Here is a 25,735-nt window from a genome sequence, read left to right as displayed (position 1 = left end):
AGGAGTAGCGAGAGATGTGTCTTGGGATTCCGGGCCGGATCGTCGAAATCACCGACCCCGCCAACTATCTGGCGAAGATCGACGTCAGCGGCGTCCAGCGCACGATCAGCGTGCGGCTGCTCGAAGACGACATGCCCGAGCCCGGCGAGTGGGTGCTGGTGCACGTCGGGTTCGCCATGGCCAAGATCGACGAGACGGAGGCGTTGCTCACCCTGGCCGCCATCAAGAAACTCGGCGAGGCGTATACCACCGAGATGGAAGCCTTCGACTCATCGGCCATCGTCTAAGGAAGGCGCACAATGAAATTCGTTGACGAGTTCCGTGATCCGGCCGCCGCGCGCAAGCTGCTGGGCGCCATCGGGCATCTGGCCGGCAGCGGGCAGGACCAGTTCAAGTTCATGGAGGTGTGCGGCGGCCACACCCACACCATCTACCGGCACGGCATCGAACACCTGCTGCCCGACAACGTCGAGCTGGTGCACGGCCCGGGCTGCCCGGTCTGCGTGATCCCGATGGGCCGCATCGACGACGCGATGTGGCTGGCCGGCCAACCCGACGTGATCTTCACCTGTTTCGGCGACATGATGCGGGTGCCCGGCTCGCACGGCAGCCTGCTGGACGCCAAGGCGCGGGGCGCCGACGTGCGGTTCGTCTACTCCCCGCTGGACGCGCTGAAGATCGCGGTCGACAACCCCGACAAGCAGGTGGTGTTCTTCGCCATCGGTTTCGAGACCACCGCGCCCTCGACCGCGGTGACGCTGGTGCGGGCCCGCGACCTGGGAATGCCCAATTTCAGCGTCTTCTGCAACCACGTCACGATCGTGCCGCCGATCAAGGCCATCCTGGAGTCACCGGACCTGCGGCTGTCGGGTTTCATCGGTCCCGGGCACGTGTCGACGGTGGTGGGCAATCGGCCCTACCGGTTCGTGCCGGAGGTGTACCGAAAGCCGTTGGTGGTGGCGGGGTTTGAGCCGCTGGACATTCTGGCGGCGGTCGCGATGCTGCTGACCCAGATCCGCGAGGGCCGCTGCGAGGTGGAGAACCAGTACAAGCGGGTGGTGCCCGAGCACGGCAACCCGGCCGCCCTGGCGCTGATGGGCAAGGTGTTCGCGCTGCGCCCGCACTTCGAATGGCGCGGGCTGGGATTCATCTCGCAGAGCGCGCTGCGCCTGCACGACGATTTCGCGGAGTTCGACGCCGAGCTGCGGTTCGCGATGCCCGGCGTGCGGGTCGCCGACCCCAAAGCCTGCCAGTGCGGCGAGGTGCTCAAGGGCGTGCTCAAGCCCTGGGAGTGCAAGGTTTTCGGCACCGCGTGCACGCCCGAGACCCCGATCGGGACGTGCATGGTCTCCCCCGAGGGGGCGTGCGCGGCGTACTACAACTTCGGCCGCATGCACCGTGATGCGGTGAAGCTCGTGGGGCGCACTTGACCGATACCCGGGGTGCCGAGATGTTCGCCCGCTACGCGTACGCCCCGAACGCCCTGGGCTACTGCGGGCCCCCACTCGGGGCCACCCTGCGGGACGGTTCCGTCGACGAGATGCGCCGCGCGGCGACCACGTTCTCCGGGGCCTGGCCCTACCTGCAAGTCCTGTCCCGGCTGACCGGCATCGCCGACCCGCTGGATTTCCGGCTCGTCGAATCCTATTGGCTCGGCGGCGGCGTTGGCGCCGACCTGGACCCGCGAGACTTCTTCGACGCCTTGCTGGCGATCATCGGCCCACAAGCCGGCCGCTACTGGTCACACCTGTCGGCGGACCTGGCGCACGAGGCCGCCGGCAATCACTGCTTCCACGTGTTCGGCGTGTATCCCTGGACGAGGTTTCTGGGGCTTAAAAACGGAAGCATGGACGAGCGTCCGCTCAGCGTGCTCGACAACTGCCGAATCACCTGGGGCACAGTGGTTTCCCGTGACGGCGACGACGTCGAGGTGTCATGCCGGAACCTGCTGTGGGACGGCCGGGCGCTAACGCTGTCCGAACCCTGCGCGCGCCCGCTCGAGGTATGGGCCGACGGCTACAGCGCGGTGCCCGACGTCGCCGTCGGCGACCGGGTCGCGGTGCACTGGGGCCGGCTGTGCGGCCGGCTGTCGCCGCAGCAGGTTCGCGCGCTCGCCGACAGCACCCAACGTCAGCTGCGGGTGACCAGCCAACGGCTGGCGCACGTCTAGTCTTGCCTAGTCTTGCCCCCGTGCCCGATTCGATCTGCGACGTGCTGCCCGCCGCGGCCGCGCTGCTCGGTGCCCCCGGCGCGGTCGACCGCCTCGGTCTGGCGGAGTCGGTCGGCGCGAAAGATCGCGTCGCGGTCGTGCTGGTGGACGGGCTGGGCTGGCACCTGCTGCCGCAGTTGGCCGGCTCATTGACTTTCAGGGCGCCGTTGCTCGCCTCGGTGCTCGCCGGCGAGACCGGGCGGCTCACCGAACTCAGCTGTACCTTCCCGTCGACCACGCCGAGCAGCCTGGTGTCCCTGGGCACCGGCGCCCGGCCCGGCGAGCACGGCATCCTGGGTTTCACGCTCAACGTGCCGGGCACCGATCGGGTGCTCAACCACATCCTGTGGCGCGACGACCCGCCGCACGCCCAATGGCAGCCGCTGCCCACCTGGTTCCAACGGCTGGAGCAGGCCGGCATCGGCGCGCGCGCCGTGCTGCCCGCGGCGTTCATCGGCAGCGGCCTGACCGACGCCGCGTACGGCGGCGCCGAATTCCGCCCGACACGGCCGACGGACGACTACGCCGCGGCGCTGGCCGGGGAACTGAAGGCGGCGCCGGGGCTGGTCTACGGGTACACCGCCGACCTGGACACCGCGGCCCACCTGTTCGGCATCGGTTCCGACCAGTGGCGCGAGGCGGCGGCCCGCGTGGACGCCCTACTCACCAGGCTGGTCGAGGCGCTGCCGCCCGACGCGGCGTTGCTGGTGACCGCCGACCACGGCGGGCTGAACGTCCCGCCGGACGCCCGCGTCGACCTCGACGCCGATCCCCGCCTGGGCGAGGGGGTGCGGGTGGTCGCCGGCGAGGCCCGGGTGCGCTACCTGCACACCGAGCCGGGGGCCGCCGCGGACGTGCGGTCCGCGTGGAGCGAGGCGCTCGGCGGGCGGGCGGCGGTCTACACCCGCGAGCAGGCGGTGGCCACCGGCATGTTCGGGCCGGTCAACCCGGCGCACCTGCCGCGGATCGGCGACGTCGTCGTCGTCTGCACCGGCGACGCCGCCGTGCTGGCGACCGGCCACGAGCCCCCGGAAACGGCTCGCCTCATAGGCTTTCACGGCGCGGCCACCCCGGCCGAGATGGCCATCCCCTTCATCGTTTTCCACCGCGTCAGCGGTGCCTGAGTTGTCGGTGGCCCGCGCTAGACCTGAGTCCATGGACGACGCAGATCGAGCCCGCTGCGGCGAACAATTCCGGCGTCTGCACACCGGCGACGAGGTGCTCGTGCTGCCGAATCCCTGGGATATCGGGACCGCGCGACTGTTCGCCAACCTGGGATTCGAGGGACTGGCGACGACGAGCGCCGGCCTGGCGTTCTCGCTGGGCCGGCGCGACGGCGACGGCGCGGTCAGCAGGGACGAAACGCTCGCACACGTGCGCACCATCGTCGACGCGACACCGCTGCCGGTGACCGCGGACCTGGAGAACGGCTTTGGCGACTCGCCCGACGCGGTGGCGGAAACCGTGCGGCTCGCGGGCGAGGCCGGCCTGGCGGGAGCATCCATCGAGGACGCGACGTACCGGCCCGACCAGCCGATCTTTCCCGCGGCGCTCGCGGTCGAACGAGTGCGGGCGGCCGTCGAAGCCGCGCGGGCGCTGCCCTATCCCTTCACCCTGACCGCCCGCGCGGAGAACTTCATCCGCGGCCGTCCCGACCTCGATGACACGCTGTCGAGGCTGCGGGCATACGAAGCCGCCGGCGCCGACGTGCTGTACGCGCCCGGTCTTCCCGATGAGCCGGCGCTCCGTCTGGTTTGCCGCAGCGTCACCAAACCGGTCAACTACGTGGCCGGCATCGGGGCCGCCCGCTTCACCCTCGCCGAACTCGAGGAGTTCGGCGTGCGCAGGGTGACGATCGGCACGTCGTTTTGCCGCGCCGCCCTGACCGCCGTGGTTCGCGCCGCACGGGAAGTGCTCGAACGGGGGTCGTTCGACTACGTCGAGGGCGTTTACAGCGTGGCCGACTTCAACGAGCTCATCGATCCCCGCAGCGTTTTCACAGCTCGCTCCGATCGTTCATCCGGCTCCGCGTTGTAGATTCGGGCCACTGTGACAGTCCGAGGCGCCGGTGGAACTCGGCGATGGCAGTCCGCCATCGCGATCGTCGCCGCGTTCGGGGCATTCGTTGCCCTCGTCGCGGGTTCGGCGTTGCGCCCCCCATTCGCCGCGGCGGCACCGCCGGAGCCGGCGGCCTGGTCTCAGGGATCCCCGGACGTCGGCGCGCCCGCCGGCCAGCTGCAGCTGCGCGCATCGCGGCACTCCGCGCCGACCAACGGGAAGCCGTTCCACAGCATCTGGATGACGAAGGACCGGCCACCGGCGTGGAGCCGCTTGTCACCGCAATCGGTCGGTTCGCCGCTGCCGGTCTCGTTCTCCGGGTTGGGGTTTCAGCCCAGCGGCGCCTCTCCCCGCGCACCCGCGGCCGTCCGGCCCGACCGCGATATCTTGACCCGGTTCTGCGTCGCCCGTCGCTGATCACTCAGCGAACCGGCCGTGTAACCCCTGCGTCTATTCCAGGGGAGAGTCCATGTCAAAGCAGAGGTTGTAATGGATTTCGCGACGCTGGCACCGGAAATCAACTCCGGGCTGATCTATTCGGGTCCCGGCGCGGACCCGATGATCCGGGCCGCCACGGCCTGGGAGCGGCTGGCCGTCCGGCTGAGCACGGCGGCGGCCGACTACCGCGCCGTCACCGCAAAGCCGGCGGCGGGATGCCACACGGCACCCTACACCGACTGGCTGGACGCCGTCGCCGCGCAGGCTCACCAAGCGGCGACCGGGCTCGCGGCGGCCGCCGGCGCCCATCAGTCGGCGCGCGAGGCGATGGTGCCCCCACCGGCGATCACCGCCAACCGCGCGCGGCGGCGGTCGCTGGCCGACGAGAACTGCCTGGGGCAGACGAGCCCGGCGATCGCGGACACCGACGCGGCGTACGAGCGGATGTGGGCCCGCGACGCCGCCGCCATGTATGCCTACGCCGGCGCCTCGGCCGAGGCGGCGGCGGTGACGCCGTTCGCCTCGCCGCCGGGCAACCACGGCGCGGGCACCTGGGCGCTGAAGTCGGCGCCGGACGTCGTAGCGGCCGGCGCTCGGGTGATGTCGGCGATTCCCGAAGCGCTGCAGGCGCTTTCGGTGTCACCGCTGATGTCCTTCGATGCGTCGCTCGCGCCGGCGACGTCGTCGCTGTCGAGGCTTAGTTCGCTGTCGGCGCCGTCGGACTCCGCGATCAAGCACCTGAATGCCCTCAACAAGCAGGCGGCCCTGTGCGCGCTGCTCAGAAAGCCGGGCCGCCCGGCGTCCACAGCCCGGCTCGGTCGCGGCACGTCGATCGGGACGCTGTCGGCGCCGGAGGCCTGGGCGACGGCCACGGCACCCGCTGCCGTCTACCGCGGCACCGTCGCATAGTCAGAGCGGGGTGACGTAGGCCGAGCTGATGCCGCCGTCGACCAGGAACGTCGACGCGGTGATGAACGACGCGTCGTCACTGGCCAAAAAGGCCACCGCGGCGGCGATTTCGTCGGGTTCGGCGAAGCGGCCCACCGGCACGTGCACCAGTCGGCGCGCGGCCCGCTCGGGGTCTTTGGCGAAAAGCTCTTGCAGCAACGGCGTGTTGACCGGCCCCGGGCACAGGGCGTTGACGCGGATGCCCTGCCGGGCGAACTGCACGCCCAGTTCCCGCGACATCGCCAGCACCCCGCCCTTGGAGGCGGTATAGGAGATCTGCGACGTCGCCGATCCCAGCACGGCGACGAACGACGCCGTGTTGATGATCGAGCCCTTGCCGGCGGGCACCATGTGCCGCAGCGCGGCCCGGCAGCACAGGTACACCGATGTGAGGTTGACGTCCTGGACCCGTTGCCAAGCGGCAAGTTCGGTGTTCTCGATCAGGTCGTCCTCGGGGGGTGAGATGCCGGCGTTGTTGAACGCGACGTCGACCCAGCCGTAGGCCTCGGCCGCCGCATCGAACAGCGCGTTGACCGCGCCTTCGTCCGAAACGTCGGTCGGCACGAACAAACCCGACAGCTCCTCGGCGGCCGCGGCGCCGGCGTCGCGGTCGACGTCCCCGACGACGATGGTCGCGCCTTCGGCGCGCATCCGTCGCCCGGCGGCCAGGCCGATGCCGCCGCCACCGCCGGTGATCACCGCCACCCTGCCCGCCAGCCGCCGGGAGAGGTCGACCGTCATCGCCGGCCCTCCTCTCTGATCGCGATGAAAACGTTCTTGGTCTCGGTGAATTGCAGTGGTGCGTCCGGGCCGAGCTCGCGGCCCAGCCCGGACTGCTTGAAACCGCCGAAGGGCGTGTTATACCGGACCGACGAGTGCGAGTTCACCGACAGGTTTCCGGACTCGATCGCCCGCGACACCCGCAGCGCGCGGGACAGGTCGTCGGTCCAGATCGATCCCGACAGGCCGTAGGCGGTGTCGTTGGCCAGCGCGACGGCGTCGTGCTCGTCGTCGAACGGCAACACGGTGACGACCGGGCCGAAGATCTCGTCGGTGACGCTGCGGTCGGTGCGCTGCGGCGTGAGAACCGTTGGCGGGAACCAGAATCCGGGTCCCGACGGCGCGGTGCCCCGAAAGGCGACGGGGGCGTCGTCGGGCACGTAGGAGGCCACCCTGTCGCGGTGCGCGCCGGACACCAACGGGCCCATCTCGGTGTCGCGGTGGGCGGGGTCCCCGACGCCGATACCCTTCACCGCGGGCTCGAGCAGTTCCATGAATCGGTCATAAACGCTGCGCTGCACCAGGATCCGGCTGCGGGCGCAGCAGTCCTGCCCGGCGTTGTCGAAAACCCCGGCGGGGGCCGTCGCCGCCGCGCGTTGCAGGTCGCAGTCGGCGAAGACGATGTTGGCGCTCTTGCCGCCCAGTTCCAGCGTCACCCGCTTGACGTGCAACGCCGCGCCGGCCATGACGCGCTTGCCCACCTCGGTGGAGCCGGTGAACACGATCTTGCGCACTCCCGGATGAGTGACGAACCGCTCCCCCACCACCGCGCCCCTGCCGGGCAGCACCTGCAGCAGGTCCGCGTCCAGCCCGGCCTGCACCGCCAGCTCTCCGAGCCGGATCGTGGTCAGCGGCGTCCATTCGGCGGGCTTGACCAACACGGCGTTGCCCGCGGCAAGGGCGGGCGCGATGCCCCAGGACGCGATCATCATCGGGAAGTTCCACGGCGTGATCACGCCGACCACGCCAAGCGGTTCGTTGAAGGTCACGTCGAGCCCGCCGGCGACCGGAATCTGCCTGCCGCACAAGCGTTCCGGGCTACCAGCGTAGAACGTCAGCACGTCGCGGACGTGGCCGGCCTCCCATTCGGCCGACGCGATCGGATGCCCGGAGTTGGCCACCTCCAGCGCGGCCAGCTCGCCGGCGTGGGCGTCGACGGCGGCGGCGAAGGCGCGCAGGCCTTCCGCGCGTTGCGCCGGGGACAACCACGCCCAGCGCCGCTGGGCCGCCGCGGCGCGCGCCACGGCATCGTCGACCGCGGCGCCGTCGCAGAGGTCGACCGACGTCAGCACCTCCTCGGTCGCCGGGTTGACCAGTTGGGTGACGCTCATCGGCTTTCCGCATACGATTGCGCGGCTTGCACCACCGCCTTGAACAGTCGCGGGTCGTCGAGCGACTTCTCCGGATGCCACTGCACCGCAAGCACGAAAGGCTCGCCGGGCAGTTCCACCGCCTCGACGACGCCGTCGGCGTCCGTCGCGCTGACCACCAGGCCGTCACCGACCGTGTCGATGGCCTGATGGTGATAGCAGGGCGCGTCGATGGATTCCCCGAGCAGCGCGGCGAGCCGGGTGCCCGCCATGGTGCGGACCGGCAACCTGGTGAAAACCCCGTCGCCCGCCCGATGCCCGCCGTGACCGAGCACGTCGGGCAGGTGCTGGTGCAGCGTGCCACCGAACGCGACGTTGAGCACCTGGGCGCCGCGGCAGATGCCCAGCACCGGAAGCCCTCGGTCCAGCGCGCCGCGCAACAGCGCGAATTCCAGGTCGTCGCGCTCGGTGCGGGGCATGTCGGTGGCCGGGTGCGGGTGCTGGCCATAGCTGGCGGGATCGAGGTCGTAGCCCCCGGTGATCACCAGGGCGTCCAGCCGGCCGAGCAGGGCGCCGGCGATGTCGGCGTCCAGCGGTTGCGGCGGCAGCAGCACCGCGATACCGCCGGCCATGACGACGCCCTCGAAGTAATCGGCCGGAAGATACCCCGCGGCGACATTCCAGATCCCGGTCTGCACCTGCTCGAGGTATGCCGTCAGGCCTACTACCGGTCGCCTACAGCCGTTCAAACCCACGCATCCTCTCCCAGTCGGTGACCGCCGCGTTGAAGGCCGCCAGCTCCACCCGAGCGTTGTTCAGGTAATGCGCGACGACGTCGTCGCCGAACGCCTCCCCCGCGAGCGCCGACGCCTTCAACGCCGCGGCCGCATCGGCCAGCGTGGCGGGCAGCCGCTCGAGTCCGGTCGCCTCGTAGGCGTTCCCGGCGTAAGGCGCGGGCGGTTCGAGGCCTTGTTCGACACCGTACAGCCCCCCGGCGATCAGCGCGGCCACCGCGAGGTAGGGGTTGACGTCGGCGCCGGGAACCCGGCATTCGACGCGGATGTTGCGCCCGTGCCCCACCACCCGAAGGGCACAGGTGCGGTTGTCCAGTCCCCAGGCCACCGCCGTGGGCGCAAAGCTGCCTTCGGCAAACCGCTTGTAGGAGTTGATGTTCGGCGCGTAGAACAGCGTCAGTTCGCGCACGGTGGCCAGCAGGCCGGCGAGGAAACCGCCGAACGTGGCCGACATGCCGTGCGGGCGGCCGCCGTCGTCGAACACCGCAGCGCCGTCCCGGTCGCGCAGCGACAGGTGGATGTGGCAGCTGTTGCCTTCCCGCTCATCGTATTTCGCCATGAACGTCAGGCTCTTGCCGTGCTGGTCGGCGATCTCCTTGGCGCCGTTCTTGTAGATGGCGTGGTTGTCGCAGGTGACCAGCGCCTCGTCGTAGCGGAAGCCGATCTCCTGCTGGCCCCTGTTGCATTCGCCCTTGACCGCCTCGAACCGCAGGCCCGCCCCCTGCATCCCCTGCCGGATGTCGCGCAGCAGCGGCTCCATCCGCGACGACGCCAGCATCGCGTAGTCGATGTTGTAATCGCTGGCCGGGGTCAGCGCGCGGTAGCCGCCGGCCCAGGCCTGACGGTACGACTCGTCGAACACGATGAACTCCAGCTCGGTGGCGACGTCGGCGATCAGCCCGCGGGCGCCCAGCCGGTCGAGCTGGCGGCGCAGGATCGCCCGCGGCGCGACGGCGACCTCGGCGCCGTCGGCCCAGCAGAGGTCGGCGATCGCCAGCGCGGTGCCGTGGAGCCACGGGATGAGCCGCAGGGTGGACAGGTCCGGCGCCATCACCATGTCGCCGTAGCCGGTCTCCCAGCTCGACATCGCATACCCGGCCACGGTGTTCATGTCGACGTCGACGGCGAGCAGGTAGCTGCAGCACTCGGCGCCGTGCGCCGCCACCTCGTCGACGAAGAGCCCGGCCGCCACGCGCTTGCCGACCAGCCTGCCCTGCATGTCGGCGAACGCCACGATGACGGTGTCCACGACGCCGCGTTGCACCAGCTGTTCCAGCGCGGCAAGCGACAACATCGCGGAACCCGGACCGCTCGCGGCACTCACCGCGGCTACCAGGTGCTGGTGCGCAAGACGATCTCGGCGGCCACCTGCGCCGTCGACTCCTGCACGGTGCGCCGGCCCAGGTCCACCACGCGGTATTCGGCGTAGACGTACCTCTGGCTCGCGGCGGCGGCCGCCCGGGCGGCCGCGGAGCTGACCAGCACCGTGGTGCCGATTTCGACCGGCGGGCAGTGCTCGTCGAGGACCACCCCGGTGGAGTCGGGCACCCGCGGATGCCCGCGGTCGATGACGATCAGACCCACGAACCGGCCCAGCCGGGTCGCCGCCAGTTCCCAGGCCAGCTCACCGCCGGCGCGGTCGCCGAAGACCACGGCCCAGCGGATCCCCAGCGCGTCGAGTATGCCCACCACCGATTTGGCGGTAAGCCGTTGATCCAGGCCGATGACGACGGTCCGCAGCGAAGCGGTGTGCAGGCGCTCGCATACCGCCTCATAAGCGACGGGCGCACGCTCCTGGTCGCCGAGGATGACGACGACGACGCCCTTTTCCGGGCCGGCGACGGACACCGGGACCGGAAATCCGTCCAGCGTGTTCATCATCGAGTGCACCCACGCACGCTACAGCCAATGGGCCAGCTCGCGCGAGGTTTCACGGCTGCAGCCGGGTCGCGAGCTGCGGCCGTCGCGGCGGCGGGCCGTCCAGCAGGCCCAGGACGGCGTCGACGTCGAGATGGGCGGCCAGCAGCTCGGCGATCGCGTCCAGCTGGGCATCGCGCCGCGCGGCGACGTTGGTGTCGGCGAGGACGAACCCGCTCCGCCCGGCCGCATCGGCGACCCGGGTGAGCCACGCGCGACGGAAGTCGTCGTTGTCGAGCAGCCCGTGCCAGTGGGTTCCGTAGACCGCCCCGCGCGCGATGCCGTGGAGTTGCGAGTCGACGGAGAACCACGCGTCCTCGGCGCACCGGACGAGGCGCCCGTGATGGATTTCGTAACCGGTCAGGGGCCGCTGCCAGCGGCGCAAGACCTTGGCCGTCGCGAAGGCGATGTCGGCGTCCAGCAACCCCAGCCCGGTGACCTCCCCCGCCGCGGATTCCACCGTGTCCTCGATGCGCTTGCACAGCATCTGGAACCCGCCGCAGATGCCCAGCACCGGCCCGCCGGCCCGGGCGTGGTCGACGATCGCGCCGGCCAGGCCGCGATCGCGCAGCCAGGACAGGTCGGCGACGGTGGCCTTGCTGCCCGGCAGCACGATCAGGTCGGCGTCGGCCAGGTCGACCGGGTCGGCGACCCAGCGCACCAACACGCCGGGCTCGCACGCCAGCGCCTCGACATCGGTGGAGTTGGAGATCCGGGGCAGCCGCACCGCGGCCACCCGCAGCCACTGGTCGCCGCGCGGCGGCGCCGGCCTGCCCACGATGCGCTGCGCGACCACCGACAGCGAGTCCTCGGCGTCCAGCCAGAGCTCGTCGGCGTAGGGCAACACGCCGTACGTCGGGCGCCCGGTCAGGGCGCGCAACTGCTGCAGCCCGGGGTCCAGCAGCGCGGGGTCCCCGCGGAATTTGTTGACGACAAAGCCGGCGATCAACGCCTGGTCGTCGGGCTCGAGCACCGCGACCGTCCCGAACAGGTGCGCGAGCAGGCCGCCACGGTCGATGTCCCCGACCAGGAGCACCGGCAGGTTCGCGGCCCGGGCCAGCCCCATGTTCGCCAAATCCGTGGCCCGCAGGTTGATCTCGGCGGGCGACCCGGCTCCCTCGCAGATCACCGCATCGAATTCGCGGCGCAGGCAGGACAATTCATCGAAGGCGATGCCTGCGAGCCGGTCGCGATGGTGCACATAGCCGGCCGCGGTGACCGACTCGGCGACCTGACCCCGGATCACCAGCTGCGATGTCCGGTCACTGCCCGGTTTGAGCAGGATCGGGTTGAATCGCACGCTGGGCGCGAGCCCCGCCGCCCGCGCCTGGAGCGCCTGGGCGCAGCCGATTTCGCCGCCCTCGACGGTGACCACGGAGTTGTTGGACATGTTCTGCGCCTTGAACGGCGCCACCCGGACCCCGCCGCGGGCCAGCAACCGGCACAGCCCCGCCACCACCACCGATTTCCCGGCGTCGGAACTGGTGCCGGCGACCAGCAGGGCCCCGCTCACCTTTCTCGGCGCGTCACGGCAAGGTGAGGATCTCGACGCCGGTGTCGGTGACCAGCAGGGTGTGCTCGAACTGGGCGGTCCACCTGCGGTCCCTGGTGACCACCGTCCAGCCGTCGTCCCAGATCTCGTATTCCAGTGCGCCGAGGTTGATCATCGGCTCGATGGTGAACGTCATGCCGGGCTGCATGATCGTCGCCACGGAGGGCTGCTCGTAGTGCAGCACGACCAGGCCGTTGTGAAACGTGGTGCCGATGCCGTGGCCGGTGAAGTCACGAACCACGTTGTACCCGAACCGATTTGCGTAAGACTCGATGACGCGGCCGACGACCGACAGCGCGCGGCCCGGTTTGACGGCGTTGATCGCACGCATCGTGGCCTCGCGGGTGCGCTCCACCAGCAGCCGGTGCTCCTCGGAGACATCGCCGGCCAGAAAGGTGGCGTTGGTGTCGCCGTGCACCCCGTCGATGTAGGCGGTGACATCGATGTTGACGATGTCACCGTCTTCGATCACCGTCGAGTCGGGGATGCCGTGGCAGATCACCTCGTTCAGCGAGGTGCAGCACGACTTCGGGAATCCCTTGTAGCCCAGCGTCGACGGGTAGGCCCCGTTGTCGATCATGTACTCGTGGGCGATCCGGTCCAGTTCGTCGGTCGTCACACCGGGCGCGACCGCCTTGCCCGCCTCGGCCAGCGCGCCGGCCGCGATCCGGCCCGCGACGCGCATCTTCTCGATGACCTCCGGCGTCTGCACCCACGGCTCGCTGCCCTCTTGCGCGGTGGGCTTGCCGACGTATTCCGGGCGCGGGATGCGGCCGGGCACCGGCAGAGTCGGCGATATCACTCCGGGGGAAAGCGCGGTCCGAGCAGGCATGGGGCCAGCTTAATCGCGTCGGCCGGGAGGGCGCGGCGTCGAGCGCGACATCACGCCTTGCCGCGGCGCAGCAACGACCGCCGCGGCCCCCGGACGGTCACCGACCCGCACACCACCCGGCCCGTCAGCACGACGTGCGGCGTCCCCTCGCCCGGCGCGTCCTTGCGGCGGTCGCTGGCGCTGCCGACGTAGACCTCGACGTCGTCGATCGAGGCGCTGGCGCGGTCGGGCAACCGGACCTCCACCGAGCCGAACCTCATGTCGAGCTCGATGACCACCACCGGCCCCGCGAACCGGGCCCGGGTCAGGTCCAGTTCGACCGAGCCCAGCCGGCGCACCAGCGCCAGCCTGGTGGGCACGGTCCATTCGCCGTGCCGCTTCAGCGAACCGGCCCAGCCGCGCAGTTCGACCCGGTCGGCCGCGGACGTGACGATCGCGCCCGGCCCGGGCAGGTCACCGACCAGACTGTCCAGCTCGCTCCGGGTGCGCGCGTACGACACCTGCGACGAGCGCTGCTCGAACTCGTCGATGTCGATCAGCCCGAGCGCGACGGCGTTGTGCAGCCGCCGCATGGTGCCGTTCCGGTCGGCGTCGGAGACCCGCAGTGACATCGGAGCCACCATGTCTCCCCCGGATATTTCGCCCATGCTGGCAATTTACCGCCGCGCGGGCGCGGGGGCTCTAGGCCAGGTAATCCCGCGGCAGCGACTCGAACATCACCTTGGTCATCCGGACCGCGTATTCCGAGCTGCCGCCCCCGACGATCAGCGCCGCGAAGGCCAGGTCGCCGCGGTACCCGGCGAACCACGAGTGCGATCCGCCCGGAAACTCGGCCTCGCCGGTCTTCCCGTAGACCTCGCCGCAGCAGCCGGCGATCTCCTTGGCGGTCCCGTTGGTCACCACGAGCCGCATCATCGGCCGCAGCGCATCGACCATCTTCGGCGAGATCGGCGTGACCGGGACGTCCGAGCCCTCGACCGTCGTCGGCCGCCCGGCGATCAGCTGCGGCACCGGGGTCTTGCCGGCGTCGACGGTGGCCGCGACCAGGGCCATGCCGAAGGGGCTCGCCAGCACCTTGCCCTGGCCGAAGCCGTCCTCGGTGCGCTCGGCCAGGTCGACCGTGGGGGGCACCGACCCCGTCACCGTGGTGATGCCGTCCACCGTGTAGTCCAGCCCGATGCCGTAGCGGTTGGCCGCCTGGGTGAGGCCGCGGGGCGGCATCCTGCTGCTCAGCTCGGCGAACGTGGTGTTGCACGAACTGGCGAACGCCCGCGACATCGACACCACGCCCAGGTCGAAGCCGCCGTAGTTGGGGATGGTGCGGTGCCCGATGTCGATGTGGCCCGGGCAGCCCAGCATCGTGTTGGGCGTGGCCATGTCGCGGTCGACGGCGGCGCCGGCGGTGACCATCTTGAAGGTCGACCCGGGCGGGAACAGGCCGTTGGTGGCCGGCAGGCCGTCCGCGTCGGCGCCCTTGTTCTGCGCGATCGCGAGGATCTCCCCGGTCGACGGCTTGATCACGACGATCATCGCCTTGCCGCCCCGGGTGTCGACCGCGTGCTGCGCGGCGTTCTGCACCGCGCGGTCCAGGGTGATCGACACCGATGGCGCCGGCGACCCCTCGACCTCGTGCAGCACGGCCACGTCGACGCCGTTCTGGTTGACGCTGACCACCCGCCAGCCGGCCTGGCCGTCGAGCTGGTCCATCACGGCCTTTTTCACCTCGGCGATGACGGCCGGCGCGAAATGCGGGTCGGTCGGCAACATCTCGGCCTGCGGTGTGACCACGATGCCGGGCAGCCTGCCGATCGCGGGGAAAACCTTGTCGTTGTCGTCCGGGTGCAGCGTGACCCCCAAGTCCAGCGGCTGCGTCGCCGAGCTCGCTTGCTCGGCGAGCAGCTGCGGATCGGCGAGCGTGTTGTTGAACGGCCGCAGCACGTCGACCACCGCGTGGGTGGTCCCGATCAGGGCGGGCCCGGCCTGCGCGGCGTCCAGCGTGTAGTGGTACAGGTAGCCCGGCGCGAGCACGTCGCTGCCGCCCAGTTCGTTCACCGACGCGCGCCGCGGCCGATCGGCCCGCAGCGCGAACGTCTGATGCTCGCCCAGCTTGGGGTGCACGTCGGTGGTGGCCCACCGGACCTCCCAGCGCCCCTCGTCGCGGGCCATCCGCAGCTGGCCGTCATAGCTCCAGCTCCGGTTCTTGGGCAGGTGCCAGGTGAAGCGGTAGTCGACCGTGCCGGTGTCCTCGGCGTACTTGGCGCTGAGGACCTGCGCGTCCAGGTGGGTGGCCTGCAGTCCGGCCCAGGCGGCGTTGAGCGCCTCGCGGGCCTCGTTCGGGTTGTCGCTGAGCTGGGCGGCCGTCGCGGTGTCCCCGATCCCCAAGGCGCGGAAGAACCTCTCGGCGGCCGGGCCCGGGCCGTCGGGCCGCGGGGTGCACCCGGACAGGGCGATGACGCCCACGAGCAGCAGGCTGACCGTTGCTGATACCAGTGGGGTTTTTGTGGCCATCGGTACAGATGTTATGAACGCTGGGCCGCCGACAGGCGTCGACACACCGAGACACAACCGTTATGCGCGGATTTGGGCTGCCGAGCGTCAAACCAGAGTGAGGTTCGGCGTCGAGCGTCACGCCAGGGTGACGCTCGGGTGGGGAGAAACCTAGTCCAGCAGGACCGTCGCGAAGGTGCCGACTTCGGTGAAGCCCACGCGGGCGTACGCGGCGCGGGCGACCGTGTTGAAGTTGTTCACGTACAGGCTGGCGACCCGGCCGCTACCGACGATCACGGCGGCCACCGTCGCGGTGCCCGCGGTGCCCAGGCCCTGGCCGCGCCACTCCGGGTGCACCCAGACCCCCTGGATCTGGCCGACCCCGGGCGACTGCGACCCGACCTCGGCCTTGAAGACCACCTGACCGTGCTCGAAGCGCGCCCACGCCCGCCCCGCCGCGATGAGGCTGGCCACCCGCCGGCGGTAGCCGCGGCCGCCGTCGCCGAGCCGCGGGTCGACCCCCACTTCGCCGATGAACATGTCGACGGCGGCCACCAGGTAGGCGTCCAGCTCGTCCGGCCGGACCTGGCGCACGCCGACGTCTATGTCGCAGTTCGGGTGGCGGGTCAGGGCCATCAGCGGCTGGTCGTCGCGGACGTCACGCGCCGGGCCCCACACCGGCTCGAGCCGCTCCCACATCGGCATTACCAGATGCGCCCTGCCGACCAGCGAGGAACAGCGCCGGGTCCCGCTCATCGCCTCGTCGGCGAAGGCGTTCAGGTCGGCCGGTGCCCCGCGCAGCGGGATGAGGTTGGCGCCGGCAAAGCACAGCGACTCGTCCGGGCCACGACGGGTCCACAGTTCCCCGCCGATCGAGTTGGGGTCGATGCCGTGGTCCGCCACGCGGGCCGCGACCATGCACGACCCGACCGGATCGTCGTCGAGCACGCGCCAGACGGCGGCGGCGTCACGCACCACGGACACCCGTCGCTCGCCGACAAGGCGCAAGATGGGCGGAGCCGACATCTACGGAACTCTCTGTGGTGCGAAAAGACGATCAGTGCAAGGGCACAAGCCCCCATCAGCTTACGGTCACAATCGGCGAACCGCTCGCTTCTGTTTGAGGATCGTGATCGTCCCCCATCTCGGCGGCCAGCCGCATGGCCTCCTCGATGAGCGTCTCGACGATCTGGGCTTCCGGCACGGTCTTGATCACCTCGCCGCGAACGAAGATCTGCCCCTTGCCATTTCCCGACGCGACCCCCAGGTCGGCCTCGCGGGCCTCGCCCGGGCCGTTGACGACGCAGCCCATCACGGCGACCCGCAGCGGCACGTCCAGCCCGTCCAGCCCGGCGGTGACCTCGTTGGCCAGGGTGTAGACGTCGACCTGTGCGCGACCGCACGACGGGCAGGACACGATCTCCAGCCCGCGCGGCCGCAGGTTGAGCGACTCGAGGATCTGGATCCCGACCTTGACCTCCTCGACCGGCGGCGCCGACAGCGACACCCGGATGGTGTCGCCGATGCCATGCGACAGCAAGGCGCCGAAGGCGACCGCGGACTTGATGGTGCCCTGGAACGCGGGACCGGCCTCGGTGACGCCGAGGTGCAGCGGGTAGTCGCACCGGGCGGCCAGCTGCTCGTAGGCGGCGACCATCACGACGGGATCGTTGTGCTTGACGCTGATCTTGATGTCGCCGAAGCCGTGCTCCTCGAACAGCGAGGCCTCCCACAGCGCCGACTCGACCAGCGCCTCCGGGGTGGCCTTGCCATACTTCTCCATGAACCGCTTGTCCAGCGAGCCGGCGTTGACGCCGATGCGGATCGGGATCCCGGCCGCGGCCGCGGCCTTGGCGACCTCGCCGACCCGGCCGTCGAATTCCTTGATGTTGCCGGGGTTCACCCGCACCGCGGCGCACCCGGCGTCGATGGCGGCGAAGATGTACTTCGGCTGGAAGTGGATGTCGGCGATCACCGGGATCTGGCTGTGCCGGGCGATCTCGGCCAGCGCGTCGGCGTCCTCCTGGCGCGGGCAGGCCACCCGCACGATGTCGCAGCCGGCGGCGGTCAGTTCGGCGATCTGTTGCAGCGTCGTGTTGACGTCATGCGTTTTGGTGGTGCACATCGACTGCACCGAGATCGGATGGTCGCTGCCGACCCCGACGTCGCGCACCATCAGTTGCCGCGTGGTGCGCCGGGGCGCAAGCGTGGGCGCCGGGGCGTCCGGCATGCCCAGCCCAACGGTCACTGTTCGCCTTCTTCCTATCGGAAACTATTGGAAAAGCCTGATCGGGTTGACCAGGTCGGCGGTCACGGTCAGCAGCATGTAGCCGACCACGAATACCAGCACCACGTAGGTGGCGGGCATCAGCTTCAGGTAATTCACCGGCGCCGCCGCGACCATGCCGCGGGCCGACCGGATCAGATTGCGGATCTTCTCGAACACCGCGATCGCGATGTGGCCGCCGTCGAAGGGCAGCAGCGGCACCAGGTTGATCGCGCCCAGGATGAGGTTCAGCTGGGCCAGGAAGAACCAGAACGCAACCCACAGCCCGTGGTCGACGGTGTCGCCGCCGATGATGCTGGCCCCGACCACGCTCATCGGCGTCTGCGGGTCGCGCTGCCCGCCGCCGATGGCGTGCACCAGCGCCCCCACCTTCGTCGGGATCGTCACCAGCGCCTTGCCCACCTCGACGGTCAGGTTGCCGGCGAAGGCGAAGGTGGCCGGTATCGCCGACACGACGTTGTAGTGCGTCGGCGGGGTCCTGACGGCGCCGACGCCGATGGCACCGACCGTGGCGGCCTCGGGCTTGCTCTGCCCCTTGGCCCCGTTGCTCAGGTAGCGCTGCGTGGGCGTGACGTCGACGTAGGTGGTGATGGTGGCGCCGTCGCGCTCGACGACGACGGGAACCGTGCCGTGCGACTTGCGCACGGCGGCGGCCATGTCCTCGAACGTGGACACCGGCGTGTCGCCGACCTTGACGACGACGTCGCCGGTGCGGATTCCGGCGAGCGCAGCCGGACCGGGCCCCGTGCAGTTGCCGACCTTCCCCGGGGCCACTTCCGGTGCCACGCAAGCGGTTTCGCCCACCACGGCCCGGGTGGGCGGGTGCAGGTTGGGCAGCCCCCAGACGAGCGCGATGCCGTAGATCAGCACCAGGCAGATGACGAAGTTCATGCCCGGGCCGGCGAACAGCGTCGCGACCCGCTTCCAGGTCGCCTGCTTGTACATCGCGCGGTCGGCCTCGTCGGGCGCGAGGTCCTCGACCGGGGTCATGCCGGCGATGTCGCAGAAGCCGCCCAGCGGGATCGCCTTGACGCCGTACTCGATCTCGCCGCGCCGGGTCGACCACAGCGTGGGTCCGAAGCCGACGAAATAGCGGCGCACCTTCATGCCGGTGCCGCGGGCGACCCACATGTGGCCGCACTCGTGCAGAGCCACCGAGATCAGGATGGCGAGCGCGAACAGCACAATGCCGATTACGAACATCATCAGGCTGCCAGGACCTTTCTCAAACCATTCCCGAGACTTTGTGGGCACTCGCGTGCGCAACCGCGCGCTGCGCCCGCTCCCTCGCCCAGCGCTGCGCGTCGAGTACCTCATCCACGTTAGCGGGTACTTTGCCCAACCGGGGCGCCCATTGGTCGGCGGCGTCCAGCACGTCGGCGATGGTTTTGACGATGGCGGGGAACCCGATGCGGCCCCGCAGGAACGCCCCGGCCGCCTCTTCGTTGGCCGCGTTGTACACGGCGGTCATGCAGCCGCCGGTCTGGCCGGCATGGCGGGCCAGCTCGACGGCGGGAAAAACCCCGCTGTCCAGCGGCTCGAATTCCCAGCTAGAGGCGGTCGTGAAGTCACAGGCGGACGCCGCCCCGGGCACCCGGTGGGGCCAGCCCAGGGCCAGCGAGATGGGCAGCTTCATGTCCGGCGGGCTGGCCTGGGCGATGGTCGAGCCGTCGATGAAGGTGACCATCGAGTGAACAATCGACTGGGGGTGCACGACGACGTCGATCCGGTCGTACGGAATGCCGAACAGCAGGTGGGTTTCGATGAGCTCGAGCCCCTTGTTGACCAGCGATGCCGAGTTCAGCGTGTTCATCGGGCCCATCGACCAGGTGGGGTGCGCGCCCGCCTGCTCGGGGGTCACGGCCTCGAGGTCGGCGGCGGCCCAGCCGCGGAACGGGCCGCCCGAGGCGGTCAGCACCAGCTTGGCGACCTCGTTTGTTTCGGGGTCGGAGCTCCCACAGCGCAGGCACTGGGCCAGCGCGGAGTGTTCGGAGTCGACGGGCACGATCTGGCCCGGCCGCGCCGCCTGCAGCACCAGCGGGCCGCCGGCGATCAGCGATTCCTTGTTGGCCAGCGCCAGCCGGGCCCCCGAATCCAGCGCGGCCAGCGTCGGCCGCAGGCCCAGGGCCCCGACCAGGGCATTGAGCACGACGTCGGCGGCGGTCTCCTCGACCAGGCGGGTGACCGCCTCGGGGCCCCGGAAGGGGACGTCCCCGAGCTTCGCGGCCGCGCGCTCGTCGGCAATCGCGATGTTGGTCACCCCGGTCTCGGCGCGCTGCCGCGCCACGGTCTCCGGGTTGGCGCCCCCGGCGGCCAGCCCGACCACCTCGAAACGGTCCGGGTTGGCCGCGATCACCTCGAGCGCCTGGGTACCGATCGAGCCAGTGCTGCCCAGCACCAGCACGCGCAGGCGGCCCTCGGTCGTCGGGTTCGTCACTCACTCATTGTGCCCGCTCCGTGTCGCATGGGGTGTGTCAGAATCTCCGTACCAGCCGATCACGAAAGGGATTCGCCGTGGCCAGTACCGAGGTGGAGCACTACAACGGCGTCGACGTCGCCGAGGTGCCGTCCGCAGCCTGGGGGTGGAGCAGGATCAATCACCGCACCTGGCACGCCACCGGGCTGTTGATCGTGATCTTCCTGCTGGCGATGCTGCGCGGAAACCACGTCGGCCACATCGAGAACTGGTTCCTGATCGCGTTTGCCGTCCTCACGCTCGTCGTTCTGGTGCGCGACCTGTGGGGCCGCCGCCGCGGCTGGCTCAGGTAGCCGCCGCACCCGGCGGTATCCGGCGGCGGCGAGCGCACCGGCCACCAGCACGAACAGGGCCACCACCCAGGGCACGACGCCGTGTTGGTGCACCCAGCCGGCCAGCGCGCCCTGCAGGTGTCCGGCCGACGTGATCACCGCGTCCTGGGGACTCGCGTCGGCGTGAAACAGGCGCAACTCGTAGACGCCGTAGTAGCCCACGTAGAGCCCGACCAGCGCCAGCAGCGCGCCGCTGATCCGGTTGACGAACGGCAGGGTGCGCCTGAGCCGGTCGGCCAGGGCCGAGCTGGCCGAGGCCGCGGCGACGGCCAGGACCCCCACGATCAAGCTCAGCCCCGCGACATAGGCGAGGTAGATCGAGACGCCCGTGATCACCGATCCGCTCCGCAAGCCCCCCGCGGTGACCGCCAGAAACGGCGCGATGGTGCACGACAGCGACGCGACGGCGTAGCTGACTCCATACGAATACATGGACCCCAGCCGCGCCGTCGGAGCCCACCGCGGGCGGGGCGGCCGGGGCGTCAAAGCCGTCAATTCCCGACCCGCCAGCAGCCAAACCCCAAGCGCGACAAGCACGACGCCGATCACCACGGTGCCGTACGGCAGGTAGCGCTGCACGGTACTGGCCGCCGATATGGTCAGCGCGCCGAAGAATCCGAACACCGTCAAAAATCCGAGCGCCATCCCGACGGTGGCTCCCAGCGCCCGGCCCACCGCGCCAATGGGGCTCGTCGCGGACCCTGCGCCGAACGTGCACTGGCTGCGAGATTTTGGCGCTTTTTTCGCAGTGGGTGCACGTTCGGTGGGCCGCTGCCCGCGCACCACGAGAAGCAGGTAGGCGGGCAGCATGGCAAACCCGCAGGGGTTCAGCGCCGCGACCAGTCCCGCGGCGAAGGCCAGGCCGACCAGACCTCGATCCACGGGCTCAGCGCAGCGCGGCCACCCGGCCGGCCAGCTCGTTCTGGGGCATGGCCGCGGTGGGGTTGTTGACGAACGTCGAGCTGCCGTCCGCCCGGTAGAACACGTAGGCCGGCTGCCAGGGGACGTTGTAGCGGGCCCAGATCGAGCCGTCGGTGTCGTTGAGGTTGGTGAAGTTCAGGTGGTACTTGGAGACGAAGTTCTGCATGGCCCCGACGTCGGAGTGCGCCGCGACGCCGACGAACGTCACGCCCGGATTGGCGGCGGCCACCTGGCTGACCCCGGGAGCCTCGGCGTTGCAGAACGGGCACCAGGGCGTCCAGAACCACAGCACCGCCGGCTTGCCCTCCAGGCCGGCGCCGTTGAACGCCGCGCCGCCGATCGTGGTTGCGGTGAATTGCAGGCGCTCGTCGGCGGCCGCCGAGCGCGGGGCCTCGGCCAGCCCGAAGATCAGGGCAACGGCCAAAACGGCCGCGGCAAATAACCTGAGCGGAGACAACAAGCGGACCATCACCCACCCCCTCGTTCGCTGGTGTTATGCCTTAAAGACGTGTTCGGCGCCGCTGAGGTTCAGCCTTCGGCTCATCCGCCCATCGCCTGTCGAGCGTGAAACCAGCGCGAAAAATTGGCGAAAGACTCACAACAGCTTCACGCTCGGCGCAGCTACCCGCCTTCGGCGGCCAGCTGTCCGCAGGCGGCGCTGATCTCACGGCCGCGGGTATCCCGCACCGTGCACGAAACCCCGGCCGCCCGGACCCGCCGCACGAATTCCCGCTCCACCGGCTTGGGGCTGGCGTCCCAGTCACTGCCCGGGGTCGGGTTGAGCGGGATGAGGTTCACATGCACCAGCGGGCCGAGGGCGCGATGCAGCCGCTTGCCCAGCATGTCTGCCCGCCACGGCTGGTCGTTGACGTCGCGGATCAGGGCGTACTCGACCGACACCCGCCGACCGGTCACGTCGGCGTAATATCGGGCCGCGTCGAGCGCCTCGGCGATCTTCCACCGGTTGTTGACGGGGACCAGCGTGTCGCGCAGTTCGTCGTCGGGCGCGTGCAACGACAGCGCCAGCGTCACCGCGAGGCGTTCGTCGGCGAGTTTGCGGATCGCCGGAGCCAGGCCCACCGTGGACACCGTCACCGAGCGGGCCGACATGCCGAAGCCGTGCGGCGGCGGCTCGGTGATGCGCCGCACCGCGGCCAGCACCCTGGCGTAGTTGGCCAGCGGCTCCCCCATACCCATGAAGACCACGTTCGACAGCCGCTGGGGAACCGGGCCGAAGTCGTCGCGCAGCGCCGCCGCGGTCGCCCGCACCTGTTCGACGATCTCGGCGGTGGACAGGTTGCGGGTCAGCCCGCCCTGGCCGGTGGCGCAGAACGGGCAGGCCATGCCACACCCGGCCTGCGACGAGATGCACACCGTGTTGCGGTCCGGGTAGCGCATCAGCACCGATTCGACTGTGGCGCCAGCAGGGTCGTTAACGGCCCGCCACAACGTCTTTCGCGTCTGCCCCTCGTCACAGGTGACTTCGGCGGCCGCGGTGAGCAGCGTGGGGAACATCGCCTCCGCGATCACGTCGCGTACGGACGCGGGAAGGTCCGTCATCTGTTGCGGATCGGCGATCAGCCGGCCGTAGTACTGGTGCGCGAGCTGCTTGCCGCGAAACGCCGGCAGGCCCAGCTCCGCGACGGCCGACGCGCGGCCCGCCGCGTCGAGGTCCGCCAGGTGGCGCGGCGGCCTGCCCGGGCGCGGTTCGGAGAAAACCAATCGTTCGACCATGACCTGTCCAGTATCGGCCACCTCAGCGCACGAGCGTCAGGATCGTCCACGCGGCGACCGCCGACGGGAGCACGCCATCGAGCCGGTCCATCAGGCCGCCGTGCCCGGGCAGCAGCCGGCCCATGTCCTTGATGCCGAGGTCGCGCTTGATCTGGGATTCCACCAGATCACCCAGCGTGCAGGTGATGACCAGCACCACCCCCAGCAACGCGCCGACCCACAGTGGTTTGTGGGCCAGCAAGGTCGCGGTGAGCATCGCGGCCGGGATCCCGAAGACCAGCGAGCCGGCGAACCCCTCCCACGACTTCTTCGGGCTGATCGCAGGGACCATCGGATGCTTGCCCAGCAGCACCCCCACGACGTAGCCACCCACGTCGGAGGCGACGACGGTGATCATCAGGCAGAACACCCGTCCGGCGCCGTCCTTGGGGTAGACCAGCAGCGCGGCGAAGGAGGCGAACAGCGGGACCCAGGCGGCCAGGAAGACGGTGGCTGACGCATCGCGCAGGTAGTTCGCCGAGGGCGAACCGGCGAACGGCTCCGGCCGCTTGCTGTTGTCCTGCATGAAGAGCCGCCACACCATGCAGGCCACGACGGTGGCCCCGAAGCCGGCCAGCGCCCCGGCGGTGCGATACGGCCAGGTCAGCCAGATGGTGAGCTGCCCACCGATCAGCAACGGGATGAGCGGAATGACGTATCCGGCTTCACGCAGCCGGCGCACCACCTCGTAGCTGGCGACCAGGACGGCCCCCGAGCACAGGACCACCCAGCAGCGCGGGGCGAACACCAGCGTCACGATGAGGACGCTGCCGATGCTGACTCCCACCGCGATTGCGGCGCGCAGGTCGCGCCCGGCCCGCGACGTCTTCTTCGCCGGCTGCTGCGTCGTCTCCCTGCGCCCACGCCGCGGTTCGTCGGGCTGGGCGCCTGCGCCGGTAGTCACCACGGTTAGGTTGCTGAGCGGTCGTCAGACCTCCAGCAGCTCGCCTTCTTTGTGCTTGACCAGCTCGTCGATCTGCGCGACGTACTGATGCGTGGTCTTGTCGAGGTCCTTTTCGGCCCGGCCGACCTCGTCCTCCCCGGCTTCCCCATCCTTGCGGATGCGGTGCAGCTCCTCCATTGCCCTGCGGCGAATGTTGCGCACCGACACCCGGGCCTCTTCCCCCTTGTGCTTGGCCTGTTTGACCAGCTCACGGCGACGCTCCTCGGTGAGCTGCGGTACCGCCACCCGGATCAGTGTGCCGTCGTTGGTGGGATTCACGCCGAGGTCGGAGTTGCGGATAGCCGTCTCGATGGCGTGCAGCTGATTGGCCTCGTAGGGCTTGATGACGACGAGCCGCGCCTCGGGGACGTTGATGCTGGCCAGCTGGGTGATCGGGGTGTTGGTGCCGTAGTAGTCGATCACGATCCGGGAGAACATGCCCGGGTTGGCGCGCCCGGTTCGGATGGTTGACAGGTCGTCACGGGCCACGGATACGGCCTTCTCCATTTTCTCTTCCGCATCGAAGAGAGCCTCATCAATCATGTGCGCCGCTCCTTCCCCTCAGGTGGTGACCAGCGTTCCGATCTTCTCACCAGCGACCGCCCGAGCGATATTCCCACTGGTCAGCAGGTTGAACACCAGGATCGGCATGCCATTGTCCATGCACAGGCTGAACGCGGTGGCATCGGCCACGCGCAGCCCGCGGTCGATGACCTCGCGATGACTGATCGCGGTGATCAGCTCGGCCTCCGGGTTGAGCCGCGGGTCCGCGGAGAACACCCCGTCGACCGCCTTGGCCATCAGGACCACCTCGGCGCCGATCTCCAGCGCGCGCTGCGCGGCCGTGGTGTCCGTGGAGAAGTACGGCAGGCCCATGCCGGCCCCGAAAATCACCACCCGCCCCTTCTCCAAGTGGCGGACGGCCCGCAACGGCAGGTAGGGCTCGGCGACCTGACCCATCGTGATCGCAGTCTGGACCCGGGTGACGATGCCTTCCTTTTCCAGGAAGTCCTGCAGGGCCAGGCTGTTCATGACGGTGCCCAGCATGCCCATGTAGTCCGAACGCGTGCGCTCCATGCCGCGCTGCTGAAGCTGCGCGCCCCGGAAGAAGTTGCCGCCGCCGATCACCACCGCGACCTGCACCCCGCCGCGGACGACCTCGGCGATCTGACGGGCCACCTGCGCCACGACGTCGGGATCCAGGCCGACCTGGCCGCCGCCGAACATTTCGCCACCGAGCTTGAGCAGGACCCTCGAATACCTGGCTCGGTTCTCCGGCTGCCCGGGAAGGGCGCTCCCGGGCGACGACGGCGGTACGCCGTTGGCGCTTCTCGTCGGCTCCGTCATCAGACTCCTCGCATGAGAGTGCCATCCCGGGCGAACTCGTCCGGAACGGCATTTCACATCCTGCCCCATCGCAACACAATGTGGCGTAAGCGGGGTGCATTATCTGCACAGTTGGCGAATTAAGCGGAACCCCGGGCGCGTCGACCAAGGTCAACCGGCGCGACGCCGCCGCGGCTTCCCTTCCGGCGCCAGATGTTTGAGCGGGCGGCGCCATGGGGAATAGGCACCATCGCGGGGGGCGAACCCAGGGTCTTGAGAATAAGGACCACGCCCCGCCGTGTGACGGGTCGATCGCTCCGGCGATCGGCGGCGAGCAGTTGCTCAAGCACGT

26 protein-coding genes and 1 pseudogene are annotated in these 25,735 nt (G+C 70.1%); 8 read left to right on the top strand and 19 right to left on the bottom strand.

What is annotated here, in order from left to right; all coding sequences use genetic code 11:
- Positions 1–14: 14 nt before the first annotated feature.
- The 7 genes from VMD50_RS00265 to VMD50_RS00235 all read left to right on the top strand — a co-directional run bounded on the left by VMD50_RS00265 (position 15) and on the right by VMD50_RS00235 (position 5,614).
- Positions 15–287 (top strand): HypC/HybG/HupF family hydrogenase formation chaperone, encoded by a 273-nt coding sequence (locus VMD50_RS00265; RefSeq protein WP_325423676.1) that lies wholly within the window; start codon positions 15–17, stop codon positions 285–287.
- 12 nt (positions 288–299) lie between these two features.
- A complete protein-coding gene (gene hypD / locus VMD50_RS00260; RefSeq protein ID WP_325423674.1) occupies positions 300–1,430 on the top strand; it encodes a hydrogenase formation protein HypD in 1,131 nt (376 codons plus the stop codon).
- Complete coding sequence (locus VMD50_RS00255) at positions 1,427–2,170, top strand: DUF6390 family protein (RefSeq protein WP_325423672.1); 744 nt, start codon at positions 1,427–1,429, stop codon at positions 2,168–2,170. The genes hypD and VMD50_RS00255 overlap by 4 nt, the downstream gene beginning before the upstream one ends.
- A gap of 20 nt (positions 2,171–2,190) precedes the next feature.
- Positions 2,191–3,333 (top strand): alkaline phosphatase family protein, encoded by a 1,143-nt coding sequence (locus VMD50_RS00250; protein WP_325423671.1) that lies wholly within the window; start codon positions 2,191–2,193, stop codon positions 3,331–3,333.
- 31 nt (positions 3,334–3,364) lie between these two features.
- Positions 3,365–4,246, top strand: a complete 882-nt coding sequence (locus tag VMD50_RS00245; protein ID WP_325423669.1) for an isocitrate lyase/PEP mutase family protein — start codon at positions 3,365–3,367, stop codon at positions 4,244–4,246.
- 12 nt (positions 4,247–4,258) lie between these two features.
- On the top strand, positions 4,259–4,684 hold the full coding sequence (locus VMD50_RS00240; RefSeq protein ID WP_325423667.1) for a hypothetical protein: 426 nt from the start codon (positions 4,259–4,261) through the stop codon (positions 4,682–4,684).
- Positions 4,685–4,756: 72 nt separating this feature from the next.
- The gene (locus VMD50_RS00235; RefSeq protein ID WP_325423665.1) at positions 4,757–5,614 is read left to right on the top strand and encodes a PPE family protein; all 858 of its coding nucleotides are present in this window, start codon (positions 4,757–4,759) and stop codon (positions 5,612–5,614) included.
- Here the strand turns inward: VMD50_RS00235 and VMD50_RS00230 are convergent, their stop codons facing one another.
- The 13 genes from VMD50_RS00230 to dxr all read right to left on the bottom strand — a co-directional run bounded on the left by VMD50_RS00230 (position 5,615) and on the right by dxr (position 20,049).
- On the bottom strand, positions 5,615–6,394 hold the full coding sequence (locus VMD50_RS00230) for a 3-oxoacyl-ACP reductase (RefSeq protein WP_325423663.1): 780 nt from the start codon (positions 6,392–6,394) through the stop codon (positions 5,615–5,617). It lies immediately after the preceding gene.
- The gene (locus VMD50_RS00225; protein ID WP_325423661.1) at positions 6,391–7,764 is read right to left on the bottom strand and encodes an aldehyde dehydrogenase family protein; all 1,374 of its coding nucleotides are present in this window, start codon (positions 7,762–7,764) and stop codon (positions 6,391–6,393) included. Before VMD50_RS00225 ends, VMD50_RS00230 begins: the two co-directional genes overlap by 4 nt.
- Positions 7,761–8,498, bottom strand: a complete 738-nt coding sequence (locus VMD50_RS00220) for a gamma-glutamyl-gamma-aminobutyrate hydrolase family protein (protein WP_325423659.1) — start codon at positions 8,496–8,498, stop codon at positions 7,761–7,763. Before VMD50_RS00220 ends, VMD50_RS00225 begins: the two co-directional genes overlap by 4 nt.
- Positions 8,479–9,831, bottom strand: coding sequence for a glutamine synthetase family protein (locus VMD50_RS00215; protein ID WP_325423706.1), 1,353 nt, complete (start codon positions 9,829–9,831; stop codon positions 8,479–8,481). The genes VMD50_RS00220 and VMD50_RS00215 overlap by 20 nt, the downstream gene beginning before the upstream one ends.
- A gap of 35 nt (positions 9,832–9,866) precedes the next feature.
- Positions 9,867–10,418 carry an alpha/beta hydrolase gene (locus tag VMD50_RS00210; protein ID WP_325423704.1) on the bottom strand — a complete coding sequence of 184 codons (552 nt, stop codon included), beginning with the start codon at positions 10,416–10,418 and terminating at the stop codon, positions 9,867–9,869.
- Between the two features lie 49 nt (positions 10,419–10,467).
- Complete coding sequence (locus tag VMD50_RS00205) at positions 10,468–11,967, bottom strand: cobyric acid synthase (protein WP_325423657.1); 1,500 nt, start codon at positions 11,965–11,967, stop codon at positions 10,468–10,470.
- 13 nt (positions 11,968–11,980) lie between these two features.
- Positions 11,981–12,838 carry a type I methionyl aminopeptidase gene (gene map / locus VMD50_RS00200; protein ID WP_325423656.1) on the bottom strand — a complete coding sequence of 286 codons (858 nt, stop codon included), beginning with the start codon at positions 12,836–12,838 and terminating at the stop codon, positions 11,981–11,983.
- Positions 12,839–12,888: 50 nt separating this feature from the next.
- Entirely contained in the window at positions 12,889–13,485 is a 597-nt protein-coding gene (locus tag VMD50_RS00195) for a DUF1707 SHOCT-like domain-containing protein (RefSeq protein ID WP_325423654.1), read from the bottom strand.
- Positions 13,486–13,519: 34 nt separating this feature from the next.
- A complete protein-coding gene (locus VMD50_RS00190; RefSeq protein WP_325423652.1) occupies positions 13,520–15,346 on the bottom strand; it encodes a penicillin-binding transpeptidase domain-containing protein in 1,827 nt (608 codons plus the stop codon).
- Positions 15,347–15,496: 150 nt separating this feature from the next.
- Positions 15,497–16,351, bottom strand: a complete 855-nt coding sequence (locus tag VMD50_RS00185; RefSeq protein ID WP_325423650.1) for a GNAT family N-acetyltransferase — start codon at positions 16,349–16,351, stop codon at positions 15,497–15,499.
- Positions 16,352–16,406: 55 nt separating this feature from the next.
- On the bottom strand, positions 16,407–17,573 hold the full coding sequence (gene ispG, locus VMD50_RS00180; protein WP_325423648.1) for a flavodoxin-dependent (E)-4-hydroxy-3-methylbut-2-enyl-diphosphate synthase: 1,167 nt from the start codon (positions 17,571–17,573) through the stop codon (positions 16,407–16,409).
- A gap of 24 nt (positions 17,574–17,597) precedes the next feature.
- Positions 17,598–18,818, bottom strand: a complete 1,221-nt coding sequence (locus VMD50_RS00175; protein ID WP_325423647.1) for a M50 family metallopeptidase — start codon at positions 18,816–18,818, stop codon at positions 17,598–17,600.
- Between the two features lie 19 nt (positions 18,819–18,837).
- Complete coding sequence (gene dxr / locus VMD50_RS00170) at positions 18,838–20,049, bottom strand: 1-deoxy-D-xylulose-5-phosphate reductoisomerase (protein ID WP_325423645.1); 1,212 nt, start codon at positions 20,047–20,049, stop codon at positions 18,838–18,840.
- Between the two features lie 77 nt (positions 20,050–20,126).
- Between dxr and VMD50_RS00165 the strand changes: the two genes are divergently transcribed.
- Positions 20,127–20,381, top strand: a complete 255-nt coding sequence (locus VMD50_RS00165; RefSeq protein ID WP_325423702.1) for a DUF2631 domain-containing protein — start codon at positions 20,127–20,129, stop codon at positions 20,379–20,381.
- Here VMD50_RS00165 and VMD50_RS00160 read toward each other — a convergent pair.
- The 6 genes and pseudogenes from VMD50_RS00160 to pyrH form a co-directional block, all read right to left on the bottom strand.
- A pseudogene (locus tag VMD50_RS00160) lies at positions 20,382–21,302 on the bottom strand (cytochrome c biogenesis CcdA family protein); the annotation flags it as partial.
- A 4-nt stretch (positions 21,303–21,306) separates the two neighbouring features.
- Entirely contained in the window at positions 21,307–21,813 is a 507-nt protein-coding gene (gene dsbE / locus VMD50_RS00155; RefSeq protein WP_325423643.1) for a disulfide bond-forming protein DsbE, read from the bottom strand.
- 149 nt (positions 21,814–21,962) lie between these two features.
- Positions 21,963–23,075, bottom strand: coding sequence for a dual-specificity RNA methyltransferase RlmN (gene rlmN, locus VMD50_RS00150; RefSeq protein ID WP_325423641.1), 1,113 nt, complete (start codon positions 23,073–23,075; stop codon positions 21,963–21,965).
- Positions 23,076–23,097: 22 nt separating this feature from the next.
- Positions 23,098–23,919: a phosphatidate cytidylyltransferase gene (locus VMD50_RS00145; protein WP_325423700.1), complete on the bottom strand. Its 822-nt coding sequence runs from the start codon at positions 23,917–23,919 to the stop codon at positions 23,098–23,100.
- A gap of 123 nt (positions 23,920–24,042) precedes the next feature.
- Entirely contained in the window at positions 24,043–24,600 is a 558-nt protein-coding gene (frr, locus tag VMD50_RS00140; protein WP_325423639.1) for a ribosome recycling factor, read from the bottom strand.
- Positions 24,601–24,618: 18 nt separating this feature from the next.
- Positions 24,619–25,404, bottom strand: coding sequence for a UMP kinase (gene pyrH / locus VMD50_RS00135; RefSeq protein WP_325423637.1), 786 nt, complete (start codon positions 25,402–25,404; stop codon positions 24,619–24,621).
- Between the last annotated feature and the right edge of the window lie 331 nt (positions 25,405–25,735).

The sequence above is a fragment of the Mycobacterium sp. genome (assembly GCF_035506235.1).
In the GTDB taxonomy this organism is placed as follows: Bacteria; Actinomycetota; Actinomycetes; order Mycobacteriales; family Mycobacteriaceae; genus Mycobacterium.
Note: the sequence above shows the minus strand (reverse complement) of the source record. Positions and strands in the feature narration are given on the sequence as shown.